This is a genomic window from Pseudochrobactrum sp. Wa41.01b-1, from assembly GCF_019464455.1.
GTDB lineage: Bacteria > Pseudomonadota > Alphaproteobacteria > Rhizobiales > Rhizobiaceae > Pseudochrobactrum > Pseudochrobactrum saccharolyticum.
Genome location: NZ_CP080493.1, coordinates 392,763 through 408,023 on the forward strand (window position 1 = coordinate 392,763; position 15,261 = coordinate 408,023).

A 15,261-nucleotide genomic window follows, 5' to 3' on the forward strand; every position below is an offset into this window, starting at 1 on the left:
ATGCAGAACACTCCTGAGCCAGCCAATTTCCCGCTGTCTACTACAACAAATATCCGCAATAACTCGTCTTTCGATCCCTTTATGAACACCTCATGAACACCTCGCGCTCGACAATCTCGACGCGCTGCGCGAAAGCGTGCAGATGATCGCGGTGATATGCTCGCAGCGCTCTTGCCTGCGGTCGAGCACTGCCGCGCCTTGATCGAACAAGCATAGTAGCGATAGTGCCTGCCATCGCTTTTGCGTTGCGCTAACATTTTTTTTGTGGTCCGTTGCGATAAGTATTCGATGTGCTGCATGCACTTAGCGGGAGCTGTAAGAGTTTGGCTGTAATTTCGATCAACGCTATTTCGTCTGCGCGCCACCATATCGCCGATGCTGGATTTATTGTCCGCGTCACCTACGCGGCTGCCTTGGCTCTTGTGGCAGTCTCTGTCGTTACACCGGCCCAAGCCGCAGGCTCGGATCAGCCCGCACTCAACCCGGCACCGTCGCAAGGCTATGAATTCACAGTCACCCTTGCTGAAGCTCCCGGTCCATTCAAAGTCGTCACCGCCGGCGCTCAATATGATGCTGAAAACTATGCCCGCTGCGGCAAATTAATTCCTCTGGCTGGCACAATCTCCCGTGCTACCAGCCATCAGGAAATCAAGCTGACAAAAATATCCGACACGACCTATCGAGGCATCGTCTATGCCGACCAGCTCATTGATGAAAGCTATTACGGCCGCGATGTCTGCCACTGGAAACTAACGAATGTCAGTGCATCGTTCAAGGCGAATGCCGACAATGTCAGTACAACCTATATTATGAGCCTTCCTGCGAATCTCATTACCGCTGAAGGCACAGATACCCGGTACTTTTGGGAGGGTTACTACCCTCGCGCCAAAATGGAACGCTTTCGCGACTTCGGTGACGATTCCCTTAAAGAGGCTGTCAGGCGTGAGCATGGAGATGAGTTTTTTTCGATTACAATGTCAGCAAAAAAGATATCCGCGCAAATGCCCTACGAGCTGGATTGAATCCCTTTACAACCCGATGCCTCTGGCACTGAATCAACATCAGTCTGGCAGATCATTATCATTGGAGGTTCTATGTTTAAATGCACTGTAATAGCGACATCGCTGGCGCTCATGATCATACCGGCTCTTGCTCAGAACGAAGAAAACAATCACGCGGGGCGCTATGAAAGCGAAGGGGGGCAGTCCCTCACAGCGGACCTGACCCATCTCTCTGGCAATCGCTATTCGGTCGAACTTTCCACGACAGTCCCCATCAGTGGCGAGCGGCCCGGTTGCGGCGGCGGTCTCAAGGGGGAGCTCGCTATCGAGGCCGGTGCAGGAACGCTATCGATTCCCAATGAGGGTTTCATCGCATCAGAAGCTGAATCCGTACTGAACAGCAAACTCTGCAAAGTGAACTTCAAATTCAGCGATAAGTATACGTTGCAAATCGAAGAGGGTTCCGGCTGTACCTTTTATCATGGCGCAAGTTGCAGCTTTGATGGCACCCTCGTGCACGAAGCCAGCGGGATTTAGCTAGATTGCAATTCATTAATTGCCCTTTCCAGAAAGCTCCCTGCGGTTATAACTGTCCGCATCCTGTGTAACACTTGTGTGCTCACTTCCTGCGCCGTCCTGGCGGTAGTTGTTTGTCGATGAGGTCAATATGAGAATAGTCATGGCTATTTCTGTTGTTTTGATCGTTACCTCTTGTGCCAATACTCAACATCGCATGACAACCCTTGATCAGGACAGAGCGGACTGCACGCGCTTGGGTGGGCGATTGGAGGTCCAACCGAAGGAGGTGTACTGCCATCTTCCAAATGGCGAAGTACGAGACGGCCTGGATCTCATTCTTGACTAGTGACTAGCTAATCCACATTCGAGCAATTACTGCCCCAATTCAGGCCCTGCAAATCTCCGTGCAGACAATAATCGAAAGCATGGAGCGTGTCAGCCGCAGACCGGTTTTCCCAGAAAGAGGGAGGATGACACGCTCTCGCGCCTGCTCAGGGGCCATGTTGAGGACCAGAGAGCAGTTCTTGCGCTCCCGCAGCCATTTTTCGATATGGCTACAAATCTCCCATGTTTTTCGAGCTCAGACTTATGGTGAGATTGGTTTCAAACGCAGTATTGGCCGGATCAGGCCATAACCCTCCAAGAGCCTGTAAGACATTAAGAGTTATGGCAGTGGCCGCCAAGCAGTGCAGCCACTGCCAGTACATATCGCAATGACTCTGCCGGTTTTATTCCGGCAGGGGTATTTTTCTAACCCGATACCGTAATCTTGCCCTTCATATTGGGATGAAAGCGGCAGTAGTAATCAACCGTATCGTCAGCGGTAACGATGTGAGTTGCTACTTTGCCGGGCGGGATCATCACCTCCCAGCCGCCTTTTACAGTGGCAGTGTGGGCAAAAGGATCCTTATTTGTCCATTCAATGGTCTCACCTACCTTTACTGTGATCGTGGCTGGCACGAAGGCCAGCTTTTCAATGACCACGTGGACAGTGCCGTTATGGGCGCGAGCCAATTGTGTTGCGGCGAGTGTCGCCGCACCGGCAGCGAGTAGCTGCCGTCGGTTGAGAAGGAGCGCGGTCATTTCAGGCTGGCCGCAACATGTTCGGCATGCTGTTCATGGCCTTGAAACAGTTTCAAACCGGTTTCCAGCAGGCCTTTCAGCTCTGCATTCTGAGCAGAAGGGATCAGCAGCGTTTCCAGTGCGCCATTCACCTGCTTGTGATAGGCGACTTCATTATCAATATAAGCTTTGTCGAAGGCCGCTCCCTGAAGTTTATGCAATTTGGCGCGCTCTTCTTCACCCGCTTTGGCCAGTGACTGACTGGTGGCATTATCTTCCGGCGTTACATTGAGTTTTTTGACGAGCGCCAGAGCCATTTCATTGACGGCCGCATGGTCTTTCTGCATCGATTCCGCGAAGGCTTTAACCTCGGGATTCGTCGTTTTTGACAGGGCAAGCTTGGCCGCTTCAATGTCAATGGCACCGGCACTATAGGCGATATGGGCGATCTGAGGATCGGTCGGTTTGTCAGCTGCCATCGCCAGTGAGCTGGTGAATGCAAGGGCGGCAGTGCCGAGTACAGCGATCAGAGTTTTCATCGGACTCTCCTTGGCGCCGTTTTGCTCAGCGCCTGTTTTGGTTGACACTACATTTGATGTCAGCCCGCCGGAGAGGTTCCCGTTATTTTTCGAGAGCTAGTTTTGTAATCACGGCTTCAGTCAGCCGGGCGCAACGCGTGCCGGCAAATGGGAAGGCGTTGATCAATATCGGTCCGATCTGTTCTTCAAGCCGCGTGCGGATAAGTTTTCTGGCACGGTGCAGGCGGGTCTTGACCGTGGCGACCGGAATATTGAGCACAGCGGCAGTTTCCTCAGCACTAAGCCCCTCAATGATACGGGCGACAAAGACAAGGCGGAAGCTTTCAGGAAGCGCATCGGTGGCTTCCTCGACGAGAGTGAGAAGCTGGCGCTGCGCCATGATACGCTCCGGATCGGCAGTGGTGGAATGGGAAAGCGGAAAGGGGATAATCTCTGCATCCATGTGTCCCGCTGTTGGAGCTGGCACAGTGGCAGCTGTGCGCTTCAGGCGCTTTTGTGCCCGAAGTCGCATCAGTGCCGCGTTGAGCGCGATGCGCGACAACCATGTTGAGAGCGAAGCACTGCCTTCAAATGTATCAAGATGGGTAAAGGCGTTCAGGTAGGCTTCCTGAAGCACATCTTCGGCATCTGCATTATTGCGCAACACCGCGCGGACGAGCCGGTAGAGGCGTTGGTTATGCGTCTTGATGATCTGACGGACGGCTTCCGTTTCTCCGGCGGCAGCGCGGGAAACGAGAGCCGCTTCTTGCGGTTCGGCGGCGGGCAGCAAAACAGACATGAATTTTCTCCTCTTAGAGACTATTAGATGCCGGTTGTTCCATAAGGTTCCGCAGTTTTTACAAATTTAAACATCATTCAGCTTGTCAGAAACTGAGTATAGCCTCAAAGCCGTTTTTCTGCCCGCTTGGCGGGGAGGAAAATTGCAGGCGGGCGTGCATCTGACCGGCAATTTCAGTGGCAATGGGAATACCAAGTCCTGAACCCGGTGCTGCGGTTGTCCCGCGGCCAAATCTTTTCTGAACACGCAGTAATTCTTCCGCAGTAAGGTTCTTGCCACTATTTATGATACGGATCGTACCGTTTCTATCAGCCTGAATGATAACAGGTTCATTCTGCGCACCATGAAGCAATGCATTTTCAAGCAGATTTCTTATAACAATAGCAAAAGCGTCTTCATTGACCGGCTTCATCAGACTGGCTTCAGCATGGCGCTGATAAATAATCCGGTCATTGGAAGCCATTTTACGCTGAAATTCCTCCACCAGAAGATCAAGGACGCTCAGGAGATTCACCGGCTTATCCGCAAGCGCTATATTGGCTTCTGCGCGTGCCAGCTGCATCAGTTTTTCAACCAGTCGTTTCAGTTTTTGCAGCGATGCTTCGATCTGTTCGACCCGCGCTTTGCCCGGTGCGCTTTTCACTTCTGTCATCAGCAATTGCGTATGTGCCAATGCACCGGCAATCGGCGTGCGTAATTCATGGGCGCTGTTTGCGGTAAATGCCCGCTCTGCTTCAAGAGCGGATTGCACGCGTCCCATCAGAATATTGACCGAATGCACGATCGGCTGAAGCTCGATCGTCAGTCCTTCAGCTTTTATCGGTGTCAGATCTCCGCTGTCTTTTTCGGATATTGCCTGCCGCAAATCGCCGATAGGATTAACCGAACGCCGTGCAACAAGGCGGATAATATAGAGGCTGAGCGGCACAAGCACGAGGATCGGCAGCAGCAGGGCAAGCGCACCTTCATTGATGGCTTCGCGCCTGTTTTTCATCTGATCTGCGACCTGAACAAAGATCGTATTATCGACTGCTGCTACAGTATAGTAGCGCGCAGTATCATCTTCCCAAAAACCCTCAGCCAATGGTGCAGGGAAGGCACCGTCTATAATATCCGAGGAGTGAACAAGGATTTTGCCGCTGGCGTCTCTGGCCTGATAGGTCAGATATTGGCGGGATGAGGATTGAGCGCCGTTGTCCAGCGACAGAACTGCACCGGATTGGTCACGATGCATAATGTCGTCGACGATGAGCGGTGTCAGCCGCTCGGTGGTTTCCTGCAAAGCGCTGTCAAAAATTTCAGCAAATTCGTCCCGCATCACCAATATGCCACCGACAGCAGCAACGATCCAGAACGACACCACAGCCGTGGTTACAGAAAACATGAGACGTCCGATCAGGCTGGGAGACTTCATGTTCTGTCCTCAACTTTGTAACCCACACCACGCACCGTACTTATTCGGTCATGACCGAGCTTTTTACGCAGGCGGCTGATATAGACCTCGACCGTATTGCTTTCAATTTCCGAGCCGAATGCATAAAGCGCTTCTTCAATCTGGGCTTTGGAAACAATAGCACCGGAGCGGTGGAGCAGACATTCCAGCACTGCCCATTCGCGTCCCGAGAGGATAATTTCACCCTGCGGGGACAGGATATTGCGCTCGGAGATTTTGATTTCGAGATCACCGACATGCAGAACCGATGCGCTGTTGCCGCCATATCTGCGTGACACGGCCAGCATACGTGCAGTCAGCTCATCGAGATTGAACGGTTTCACCAGATAATCATCTGCGCCTGCATTCAGGCCTTCAATACGGTCTGATATCTGGTCATGCGCCGTTAATATGATAACTGGCACCGGATTATTGGCGCTCCGCAAATCTTTGAGAATAGTGAGGCCGCTGCCGTCAGGAAGGCGCAGATCAAGCAGGATCAGGCCATAAGCAACGCTTGTTGCAGCCAGTGCCGCATCTTCAGCCGTCTGCATCCAGTCAACTGCATGACCGCTTGCCAGAACATGATCGCGCACGGCCTGACCAAGTGTATCATCGTCTTCAACAAGAAGAACTCTCAAGCAGCAATCTCCGGCGGATAGTCTGAAAACAGGCAGGGTGATGAAGTGTCAGCGGACAATCCGTCACCCTGTAACCTGTTGCAAGTATATAATGTGATTTTTATCTGCGCACAGCCACAGAATTAGCAACCTGCAAATCTGCCTTAGCGTTCATGCGGCATGAAGAGAGCGTATCTAGAGCCGGAGAATAAACCTGTGTTTTCACCTGCATCAGACCGAGCACTGTGTGAAACAGCTTGTCATGAGATTGCGGCTCGGTTGCTTCTTTCGCGAGACAATCCTGCCTGATTGTGGCTTTGGCATCTTTTCCGAGCCACAGCACATAAGGCACATGAGTTTGCTGTGACGGTGCTACAAAATAGGGTGCACCATGGAGATAGAGGCCAAATTCACCAACGGATTCACCATGGTCTGACATGTAAATCAGCGAAGTATCGAGCTTGTCCTGCTTGTCGCGCAGCCGGTCGATAACCGATGAAATAATATGATCCGTATAGGCGATACTATTATCATAGGCATTGAGAATTTCTTCGCGGCTGCATTTTGAAAATTCAGCACTCTGACAATCCGGTGTAAAACGGCGATATTCATCAGGATAGCGCAGATAATAAGCCGGTCCGTGGCTGCCAAGCTGGTGCATCACCAGCACTGTGTCCTGTGTTATGCCGGACATCCATGTATCAAGCTTATCCAGAAAAATCCCGTCCAGACATTCTCCGTTTTTACAATATTTCGGATTGTCTGATGTCGACAGCGCTTCACTTGTCACACGATCAGCAACAGATTTGTGGCCTGTATTATTGTCCCACCACTCTACATGCACACCGGCATGTTTCAGCACATCGAGCAGGTTTTCCGTCTCCAGGCCTTTCTCATGGGTGTACTCATCGCGCGTGTAGACAGAGAACATACATGGCAGGGACACCGCTGTGATGGTGCCGCAACTGCTGGTATCGGAAAAATAGGTGATGTCCTGACGGGCAAGTTCAGGATTGGTGTTTTTCTTATAGCCTCCAAGGGAAAAGCTTTCCGCACGGGCAGTTTCACCTGCAATAACAATCGTCAGGCGTGGTTTTCTATTACCAGAACCGGCATTGGCAACCTTGGCATCTGTGCCAAGCGGCTGCACGATAATATTCTGATTTTTACCGGAGCGGATGCCCAGCTTGACAGCATTGCCAATCGGCATCACCGGATTGAGCGTTGCAATCCATTCCTTATGTTCGCGCCCCAGCGAGGTAAAAGTGCTGGCAATCAGCATAAAGAGCGCCACAGCAACAAAAAGCGCAGGAAAGATAAAAGCAGAATTCTGCTTCACTTTTTGCAGGAATGAACGGTGCTCGATTTTTACCCATAAAATCAGCAGGGAAGGCAGAATACCAAATATAACAACATGGCGTATGAAGCCGAAGCTGATGAGATGTCCCGCTTCGGCATTGGTTGTGTCGATGGCACTTTGCAGCATTTCCACATCAATGATGGTTCCGAACTGATCGATGAACCATGATGCCGTAGCCGAAACCATAATGAGAAAAATAAACAGCGGTTTGGTGAGATATTTCACGGAAACAGTGATGCAAAGCGCTGTTAACAGGCAGAATATGCCCGCAACAAGAGCCAGAAGCGCGCCGGTTGGCAGCAACTCCTCTGAGCGGTGCCAGAATGTTGCATTGTTTACTGCGGTAAGATAGCCGGCTGTGATGATGCTTAAGGTTACGCTCTCGATATGCGGGCGGCGCAACTCTGCCGGAATATTCAATGCCATGACTCGTCGTCCTTGAAGTTCTGTACTTTGGACAAACGAGTGAATGGTTTTCCTGACAGGAACCTGAACGCGGCTTTCCTTGATCGCTATATGAAAGCCTGATCTGCATATAAAAAATAAAACGCGCCGGTGCGTTTGCTCCGGCGCGTGCATATCCAATATATGCCTGCGTTTTATTCCGATCTTGTTTTCAGGAATATTTTAGGCACCCAGAAACCGGGTTTCGGGTCAACGATGGCACTCAGCGCACGGGCATAATCAAGAACGAGACCCGGTGTCCATGCCATGGTTTCTGCGCGCTTGCGCATCATGCTGGCAGCCCAGAGTTCCGGATAAACAATCGCACGGAATGCTGAGAAGACCGGCCAGCGTTTATTCCGGTATACACCTTCCAATGCGGCATCCAGAGCATCAGCCACTGCGCTGGAGCAATTGCGGTTTGTCAGGTTATAGGTATTGTCGGCCTTGTAGGTCTTCCAGAAAGCACGCAGCTTATCTTCATCAATATTATTGATAACCACCTGTACCGTAGACTCACACCAGTCTGCGGCTTCCGATTTATAATCAGGTAAAAATCTGCCTTCGATATTATTATCGGCTGTGGCGCGCAAAGTGCGGCTGAACTCATTGGGAGAACGGTCAATCTCTACCGCCGGATAGTGGCTGATATAAACATCAGGCACCAGCTCCAGAGCCGCATGGCCGGTGGAGATGACACCATTGGCATCAACGGCAGCGATATAACGGCTGATCGCGCGCTGGCGCAGCGGTGTCATGGCCGTGCCGGTTGGTGTCCAGACATGAACGATTAATTCGCCGCGTTTAGGGTTTTGCTCATCCGTCTCATGATGCGCGGTCATTGCCGAGAGCAGGCTGCTGCGCCCGAAAAGACGTGAAAGCGGCGCACCGGCCTCAAGACTATGAATGCGAAGCGCAACATGGATAATACCGAAGCTGGTGAGCATGATAACAGCGCCGACATTGGCGCCGACAGTGCCTTCATACCAGGTCGGCCATGGCTGCAAGGTTGCAACGGCCAGAATAAGTTCCAGCACACCACCCGCAATACCGGCCTTCCAGCGCGGATAGCGCACAACCCACGCGCTGGCGATACGCATACTGCCGTCAACGAGAAAACACAGGCCAAACACCATGGCCAGAAAGAAATTGCTGGCGGCACTGGAAGTGTAAATAAGAATACCGACAGCGAATAATGCAATCCCTTGCACTATGCGCATCTGTCTGGCTGTGCCTTCGCTACCGGCTGCGGCAAGCAGGCTGAGAGCGGCTTCCGGCACCAGAAAATAAGCAAAAAGATACGGGCGGAGCAGGGTATCTCCGTCCAGTGCATCAATCAGAATAGCAAGGCCGACAAGAAGCCAGACAACGCCGATGACGAACAGTGTTTTCCAATGTCTCTGGATGATTTCACGACCCAGAAAAAGAAACAGAATACGTATCATGCGTTGATCTCGGTTGTTCTCTTGTAATTGTCATAGCGGCGCTTTTATTCAGTTAAGCGCGAAGAATTTACTATTACATTTAAAATTGTACAGACAGCTAAATAAATATTGCAAAAAAGAATAAAAAACTGCGGGTCATAATATTGTCCGGTCAGGCTCCCAATTATGCCTCATTCTGCCGCAAAGCATAGGCATCGTTTATTCTTCGGGGAAAATAATGGTTCGTTCTTTGCGCGCTTTCGGAAAAACACTTGCTGCCGGTCTTGCTGTCACTGCATTGGCCTCACCGGTTTTTGCAGCCGGTAATGACCAGAACCAACGTATTGAGGTCGCTTTTGTACTCGATACAACCGGCTCAATGGCCGGCCTTATTGACGGGGCCAAAAAGAAGATCTGGTCGATTGCCAATACCATCATTGATGTGAATCCCGATGCGGATATCCGTATGGCACTGGTGGCCTATCGTGACCAGGGCGATGAATATGTCGTTAAATCCTATGATATGAGCGCGGATGTGCAGGGACTATACGGCAAGCTGATTAAGCTTGAGGCAGACGGCGGCGGCGATACACCAGAATCGGTGAATGAAGCGCTGGATGAATCTGTCCGCAAGCTGCAATGGACTAAAAATGATAATACCAGACGGATCATCTTCCTTGTCGGAGATGCACCGCCGCATATGGATTATCCGAATACATGGCAATATCCGCAAATTCTGAAACGTGCGAAAGAAGATAAAATCACCGTCAATACAATTCAGGCCGGTGATGATCCTGACACGACCAAAGTCTGGCGGGAAATCGCGCAGCTTGGGCACGGGCGATATATAGAAATTCCGCAGGACGGCGGTAATATCACTGTTATGGAGACGCCGTTTGACAACGAAATTATCGTTGTTCAGCAAAATCTCGATAAGACTGTGATTGCCTATGGCAGTTCAAAAGTTCAGGCTGAGCTTTTCAGCAAGATGGATGCAAAATCTGCCGCTCCTGCAGCTGTAAAGGTTGATAATTCACGCTATTACTCGAAAAAAGGCGGCGCTAAAGAGGTTGTAACCGGCGGCGGCGATCTTGTGGCGGATGTGCAAAACGGCAAACAAAAACTGGATGCTGTTAAAGATGAGGAATTGCCGGAAAATATGCGCGGCAAATCCGGTCAGGAGAAACAGGCAATTCTCGACCGCAATGCACAGGAACGCACGAAGCTTGAAGGGGAAATGGCAGGTCTCATCAGCAAGCGTGATGATTACATAGCCAAGAAAACAGCTGAGCTGAGCAAAGACAGTGGCGGAGATTCATTCGATACTGTTGTTAAGGAAACTCTGGTTGAACAGCTGAAATAATACTCTGATTTTGGCACTCTGTTCATAGCGGGCAGGGTGCCTCATGCCGTAAGACATTTTATAAATATATAAGCGGTGAAAGCCCCAGAAGCAGGCCGGCAACGGCGATACTGCTGCGCCAGTAAAACACGCCCCACAGGCCGGTAACTAAAGCGATTGGCGCCGTAAAAACGCAATATATGATGGCATAACCGTCATTTCCCGCACCGAAAAAGACCAGATAATAGAATATAAAGGCCGTCAGTGCGCCGAAAATCACAGATATGATTGCAGACAGGCACCAGTTTTGTTTGCGGGAGGATGTTTGCTGGCTCATATGTCGTAAGCAATCCGCTCAATAGCCCCGTCACCGGATAATCCGAACAGAACATCCTGAGGCACTTCAAGTTTCAGCGCTTCATTTCTCGGGATATTGGCATAAATACTGCGAATTATCCGGCCGGTCACACCATGCGAAACAATGATTTTGATCTGAGCCTGATGTTCTTCAATAGTAGTCAGCACGTCTTGAACGCGGGCGGACATATCTTCAAAGCTTTCACCGTCAGGAGAGTGAAAGAACCATTCGTGGCGTTCCAATCCATCACGGGCATTCGGCCATTCCTGCTCTATCTCGTAATCCGTAAGACCTTCCCATGAACCCATACCAATTTCCATCAGGCGCGGGTCGAGTATGATGTCATCCGGTTTTCCCAGTTTCTCAGCGATTATTTTTGCAGTGCTATGTGCACGGCCTAGCGGGCTGGAAAAGAGCGCAATATCATCGGAGATGATGTTTTTGCGAAGAGTTACACCTGCAGCAGCAGCCTGACGCAATCCGAGCGCGGTTAGCGGAGAGTCGACTTGTCCCTGCCAGCGTGCGGCAGCATTGAAAATCGTTTGGCCGTGACGAACTAAATAAATCACGCTGCTTTGCTCCTGAGTCCAAGGCTGTTTAGTTTTCGCAGTGATGAGAATACTCAAAAATAATCCCTCAAACCATCGCTGGCTTGAGGGATAGTTTTTTAGCCGATTATATCGCCGGTGACAGGGCCTTCCCAGTTCGGTTTCCAACCAAGGGCAGGAGCTACATATTTGGCAAAAGATTCCAGCATATGCAGGTTATAATCCGGCCCAAGCTGGTTCGGAATTGTCAGCATAAGAGTATCAGCCAGTGCAATGGCGCGATCATTCTTCAGCTCTTCAATCAGCCGGTCCGGTTCGGCAGCATAGGTACGACCGAATGTTGAACGGAAACCGTCAATCATACCAACACCGTCATATCTTTCAGATGCATTACCAAAATAAGCGGCATCCTGTTCGTTCACAATCGGGAAGATGCTGCGGCTGACAGAAACACGCGGAGCGCCGGTATGACCTGCCGCACGATAGGCTTCGCGGAAACGAATAATCTGTTCCGCCTGAAGCTCGTCAAAAGGCATTCCCGCATCTTCCGTCAACAAAGTAGACGACATCATGTTCAGGCCTTGTTGTCCTGTCCATTCAGCACTTTCACGGGTCGCAGAACCCCACCAGATATGATCGCGCAACGTAGAAGAACGCGGTTCAATCGGCATCATCTGACCGCCGGTCGTGCTGCGTTCGCCCGGTGCCAGTCGTTCGCCTTCAATTGAACGCATGAACAAATCGAATTTGGTGCGTGCAATATCAGCACCGCGCGGATCGGTTGAGCCGGTATAGCCAAAGGTTTCGTAACCGCGCACCACTGTTTCCGGTGAGCCGCGGCTGATCCCCAGTGCAATACGTCCGTCTGCGAGAATATCGAGAGCAGCAGCTTCTTCAGCCAGATATAGCGGGTTTTCATAGCGCATATCGATAACACCGGTACCGACTTCGATATGTTTTGTCTTCGCTGCAATCGTTGCCAGCAATGGCATTGGCGATGCCTGCTGACGGGCAAAGTGATGCACGCGGAAATAAGCGCCGTTCACACCAAGCTCGTCCGCACCAACGCCGATATCAACGGCTTGTTTCAGCATGTCACTGGCTGTCCGAGCCTGCGAACCCTGTGCATTCACATAGTGACCAAAACTTAAAAAACCAAAGGCTCTCATAGAGTTACTCCTGCCGCTCAAGCGGTTTCAATAGCAATTGGTCTTGATATAGTATGCGGGTGGAAGAGGCGCAAAGCTTGCAAATAGGACACTGTGTTCATCATGTGACCTATAGTGATATCTGATATGATTTAGTGAAGCATTCTTGCCATTGTCTGCATGAGACACGCGATTTCAGCGTCAGGTTTCAGGCGCCAGCCATACTCGCATTGATCCGAGAGGGGATATTGCTGTGCCTGCATTGATCGCTTCATTGTCCGCTTGCCAGAACACAACAGGCAAATCACGGAAAACTGGTGCACTATCTTCAGAAATACTTAGTTCAAAAACAGAGTTTTTATTGGAAAACCAGTTAGATATCCCGATACATTTCTCTGAGTGAAATGAGATGAAACCCGTATGAATATTTTCATTTTCTTTAACAAACCAGAATTTTATTCGAGTGTCTGATAAGAGACTATCTTTGAATATACGGTTCTCAATATTCCCACCCCAAGCAAGCTCCCAGAGTGCAAGTTCATCGGCAGACTGAACGGCTTGCCAGTCATTGATAGTTGTTTGCTTGGTGTTTGAAAAATATCCCCCATACCACGTACCACCCAAAACACAGCGAAACCCTTGGGGTGTCAGATCAATATCGCCAAAACTGTCTTTGATGCCGAAGCTGCGGCTAGGGTGAAGCGTTTGAAACTGATTAATAGCTTTTAATGTCGCCGCCTGCGCCCGTGGTACGCGCGTGATTATATTGGGGTAGTATCTGGGTGATGGTTGGCAGTTAATCCATGTGCTTTTTGAGAGATGTATATCTGCCTGATGGCTTTCACATATAGCTGTGCACCATTCAGTATTATCATCCACCGCCAATTGAAGCAGCTCATTATTCATCATCTCAGGATCCTGCTTGGGTAAAACATATTACTTTGAGTGAGATTATGTCACTTCATAAGAACAGGGAGTGTTGCTCGGTGTGTTGAGCTTAACGGGCTGCGCAATCAGTGCGGGCAATTGTACGGACTGGCAGAAGGGTAAAGTGCTGATGATGTCACAAATAGAGAATAATTTCGATTTTCGCCCCGTTTCTTCTTACTCTGAAAAAATCTCCGGTTAAGCGACACACTGGTCTGAGTTGTCCGTCTCATTACCGGAGTATTGGTTTTTTGGATTTATGCTCAGGGGCGGGTTTAACATTCCCTGAAAAGGGGTAGCACCTTAGTCAAGATAGGAACTTTTCTTCGATGGTTCAGCAATAGTGTTCGTAACCAAGGTTCTGAATATCAATCAATGAACAGCATCGTCTCTCATAGCAGAGCTGGGCCAGCGTGTATGATAGCTGTCTATAACATAGACGTGTGAATGTTTATAAACTCCGTTATGGAGGTGTGCACCTTCTAGATGCGGATGTTCCGGGTCTAAATTTTTGTGTTCATGCTCATGTTCTTCCGGGTCGGCAGACGGCCAGACGCGGGATGCCAGTATCACTGCGGCAGTTGCTATGACAGCAAGAATAGCGAATGTTGCTGGCATTCCTGCTTTGGCACCGAACCATCCGGCTACAGGATATGTAATCAGCCAGCATGCATGTGATAAGGCAAATTGTGCGGCAAAGATCGCCGGACGATCTTCGGCATGAGCCGATCTGCGTAATAAGCGTCCTGAAGGCGTTTGTGTCAGCGAGTATCCAAAACCCAGAACAAACCAAAGCGGTAATAACGCCCAGTAGTTTGCGACGATTGTTCCTGCGATCAGGCCAATAATCAGAATAGAAGCACCGGCGAACATTGCGTTACGATCCGGTATGTTGTCGAGTAGTTTTGGTAGCGCAAATGCTGCGATCATTGAGCCACCACCAAACGCTGCAAGAGCTATGGCCGTCGATCTCTGATCAAGGCCGTATATCCCCTGAACAATAACCACGGTATTTACAATGACCATGGCGCTGGCAGCAGCCACGGTCAGATTAAGTGCTAATAAGCCGCGCAGACGTGGCGTGGCCAGATAGATTCTCATGCCCCGCGTTGTTCTATCATAAACGCCACGTTTTTCGGCAGGCTTAGGGGTTGGCAGAATAACTGAGACGACCAAAGCAGCAGAAACAAGAAAGCCAATCACGGTGCCGGCAAAGAGATTGTGAAAGCTGATGACTGTCAATAACACAGCGGCCAGCATCGGACTAACAACGCTTTCAAGGTCATAAGCTAAACGCGATAGTGAGAGGGCTCTGGTATATTCTTTTTCATCGGGAAGCACGTCCGGAATAGTGGCCTGAAAAGTTGGCGTGAAGCCTGCCGATGCAGATTGCAGTACAAATATCAAAACATAAACCTGCCAGATTTCTGTAACGAAAGGCAGAAGCAGAGCTACGGATGCACGTACGAGATCCAAACATACAAGCATGGTACGACGAGGCAGGCGATCCGCAAATGCTGCGGCTACCGGCGCTACACCTACATAGGCAATCATCTTAATTGCGAGAGCGGTGCCAAGTACTGCACCGGCTTCATTCCCAGCCAGATCATATGCCAGCAGGCCGAGAGCAACAGTGGCAAGCCCTGTACCAATAAGAGCAATGACCTGGGCTAAAAATAAGTGCCGATACGTACGGTTCTCTAGTATCTTTAACATGCTTGAAGCCTTCAGGTCTTTGTGCCGTGATGTTAGATTGTCT

At 50.3% G+C, this 15,261-nt stretch carries 15 protein-coding genes; 3 read left to right on the plus strand and 12 right to left on the minus strand.

Going from position 1 to position 15,261, the window contains the following annotated elements; genetic code table 11:
* Window positions 1-323 precede the first annotated feature (323 nt).
* Both K1X45_RS01830 and K1X45_RS01835 read left to right on the plus strand, forming a co-directional pair.
* Window positions 324-1,022 (plus strand): hypothetical protein, encoded by a 699-nt coding sequence (locus K1X45_RS01830; RefSeq protein ID WP_220159628.1) that lies wholly within the window; start codon window positions 324-326, stop codon window positions 1,020-1,022.
* 111 nt (window positions 1,023-1,133) lie between these two features.
* Entirely contained in the window at window positions 1,134-1,538 is a 405-nt protein-coding gene (locus K1X45_RS01835; protein WP_151159197.1) for a hypothetical protein, read from the plus strand.
* Window positions 1,539-2,270: 732 nt separating this feature from the next.
* Here K1X45_RS01835 and K1X45_RS01840 read toward each other — a convergent pair.
* The 7 genes from K1X45_RS01840 to K1X45_RS01870 all read right to left on the minus strand — a co-directional run bounded on the left by K1X45_RS01840 (window position 2,271) and on the right by K1X45_RS01870 (window position 9,200).
* Entirely contained in the window at window positions 2,271-2,603 is a 333-nt protein-coding gene (locus K1X45_RS01840) for a cupredoxin domain-containing protein (protein WP_116087990.1), read from the minus strand.
* Window positions 2,600-3,121 carry a DUF4142 domain-containing protein gene (locus tag K1X45_RS01845; RefSeq protein WP_220159629.1) on the minus strand — a complete coding sequence of 174 codons (522 nt, stop codon included), beginning with the start codon at window positions 3,119-3,121 and terminating at the stop codon, window positions 2,600-2,602. Before K1X45_RS01845 ends, K1X45_RS01840 begins: the two co-directional genes overlap by 4 nt.
* Window positions 3,122-3,203: 82 nt before the next feature.
* Window positions 3,204-3,899, minus strand: a complete 696-nt coding sequence (locus tag K1X45_RS01850) for an RNA polymerase sigma factor (RefSeq protein ID WP_220159630.1) — start codon at window positions 3,897-3,899, stop codon at window positions 3,204-3,206.
* An 85-nt stretch (window positions 3,900-3,984) separates the two neighbouring features.
* A complete protein-coding gene (locus K1X45_RS01855) occupies window positions 3,985-5,313 on the minus strand; it encodes a HAMP domain-containing sensor histidine kinase (protein ID WP_220159631.1) in 1,329 nt (442 codons plus the stop codon).
* Complete coding sequence (locus tag K1X45_RS01860) at window positions 5,310-5,972, minus strand: response regulator transcription factor (protein ID WP_220159632.1); 663 nt, start codon at window positions 5,970-5,972, stop codon at window positions 5,310-5,312. The genes K1X45_RS01855 and K1X45_RS01860 overlap by 4 nt, the downstream gene beginning before the upstream one ends.
* 100 nt (window positions 5,973-6,072) lie before the next feature.
* The gene (locus K1X45_RS01865) at window positions 6,073-7,737 is read right to left on the minus strand and encodes a phosphoethanolamine transferase (protein ID WP_220159633.1); all 1,665 of its coding nucleotides are present in this window, start codon (window positions 7,735-7,737) and stop codon (window positions 6,073-6,075) included.
* A gap of 173 nt (window positions 7,738-7,910) precedes the next feature.
* Window positions 7,911-9,200 (minus strand): HdeD family acid-resistance protein, encoded by a 1,290-nt coding sequence (locus K1X45_RS01870; RefSeq protein ID WP_220159634.1) that lies wholly within the window; start codon window positions 9,198-9,200, stop codon window positions 7,911-7,913.
* 217 nt (window positions 9,201-9,417) lie between these two features.
* Between K1X45_RS01870 and K1X45_RS01875 the strand changes: the two genes are divergently transcribed.
* Complete coding sequence (locus K1X45_RS01875) at window positions 9,418-10,542, plus strand: VWA domain-containing protein (RefSeq protein WP_220159635.1); 1,125 nt, start codon at window positions 9,418-9,420, stop codon at window positions 10,540-10,542.
* Between the two features lie 58 nt (window positions 10,543-10,600).
* Here the strand turns inward: K1X45_RS01875 and K1X45_RS01880 are convergent, their stop codons facing one another.
* The 5 genes from K1X45_RS01880 to K1X45_RS01900 all read right to left on the minus strand — a co-directional run bounded on the left by K1X45_RS01880 (window position 10,601) and on the right by K1X45_RS01900 (window position 15,218).
* Window positions 10,601-10,858, minus strand: a complete 258-nt coding sequence (locus K1X45_RS01880) for a hypothetical protein (RefSeq protein WP_220159636.1) — start codon at window positions 10,856-10,858, stop codon at window positions 10,601-10,603.
* Window positions 10,855-11,448 carry a histidine phosphatase family protein gene (locus K1X45_RS01885; protein WP_220159637.1) on the minus strand — a complete coding sequence of 198 codons (594 nt, stop codon included), beginning with the start codon at window positions 11,446-11,448 and terminating at the stop codon, window positions 10,855-10,857. The genes K1X45_RS01880 and K1X45_RS01885 overlap by 4 nt, the downstream gene beginning before the upstream one ends.
* A gap of 98 nt (window positions 11,449-11,546) precedes the next feature.
* Complete coding sequence (locus tag K1X45_RS01890) at window positions 11,547-12,596, minus strand: LLM class flavin-dependent oxidoreductase (protein ID WP_220159638.1); 1,050 nt, start codon at window positions 12,594-12,596, stop codon at window positions 11,547-11,549.
* 180 nt (window positions 12,597-12,776) lie between these two features.
* Window positions 12,777-13,484, minus strand: a complete 708-nt coding sequence (locus K1X45_RS01895; protein ID WP_220159639.1) for a hypothetical protein — start codon at window positions 13,482-13,484, stop codon at window positions 12,777-12,779.
* A 390-nt stretch (window positions 13,485-13,874) separates the two neighbouring features.
* Window positions 13,875-15,218, minus strand: a complete 1,344-nt coding sequence (locus K1X45_RS01900; RefSeq protein ID WP_220159640.1) for an MFS transporter — start codon at window positions 15,216-15,218, stop codon at window positions 13,875-13,877.
* Window positions 15,219-15,261 lie beyond the last annotated feature (43 nt).

Bases quoted from the DNA above. Each gene is read 5' to 3' on its own strand.
- K1X45_RS01835 (WP_151159197.1), top strand. From the start codon at position 1,134: ATGATCATACCGGCTCTTGCTCAGAACGAAGAAAACAATCACGCGGGG.
- K1X45_RS01840 (WP_116087990.1), bottom strand. From the start codon at position 2,603: ATGACCGCGCTCCTTCTCAACCGACGGCAGCTACTCGCTGCCGGTGCG.
- K1X45_RS01845 (WP_220159629.1), bottom strand. From the start codon at position 3,121: ATGAAAACTCTGATCGCTGTACTCGGCACTGCCGCCCTTGCATTCACC.
- K1X45_RS01850 (WP_220159630.1), bottom strand. From the start codon at position 3,899: ATGTCTGTTTTGCTGCCCGCCGCCGAACCGCAAGAAGCGGCTCTCGTT.
- K1X45_RS01855 (WP_220159631.1), bottom strand. From the start codon at position 5,313: ATGAAGTCTCCCAGCCTGATCGGACGTCTCATGTTTTCTGTAACCACG.
- K1X45_RS01865 (WP_220159633.1), bottom strand. From the start codon at position 7,737: ATGGCATTGAATATTCCGGCAGAGTTGCGCCGCCCGCATATCGAGAGC.
- K1X45_RS01870 (WP_220159634.1), bottom strand. From the start codon at position 9,200: ATGATACGTATTCTGTTTCTTTTTCTGGGTCGTGAAATCATCCAGAGA.
- K1X45_RS01875 (WP_220159635.1), top strand. From the start codon at position 9,418: ATGGTTCGTTCTTTGCGCGCTTTCGGAAAAACACTTGCTGCCGGTCTT.
- K1X45_RS01880 (WP_220159636.1), bottom strand. From the start codon at position 10,858: ATGAGCCAGCAAACATCCTCCCGCAAACAAAACTGGTGCCTGTCTGCA.
- K1X45_RS01890 (WP_220159638.1), bottom strand. From the start codon at position 12,596: ATGAGAGCCTTTGGTTTTTTAAGTTTTGGTCACTATGTGAATGCACAG.
- K1X45_RS01895 (WP_220159639.1), bottom strand. From the start codon at position 13,484: ATGATGAATAATGAGCTGCTTCAATTGGCGGTGGATGATAATACTGAA.
- K1X45_RS01900 (WP_220159640.1), bottom strand. From the start codon at position 15,218: ATGTTAAAGATACTAGAGAACCGTACGTATCGGCACTTATTTTTAGCC.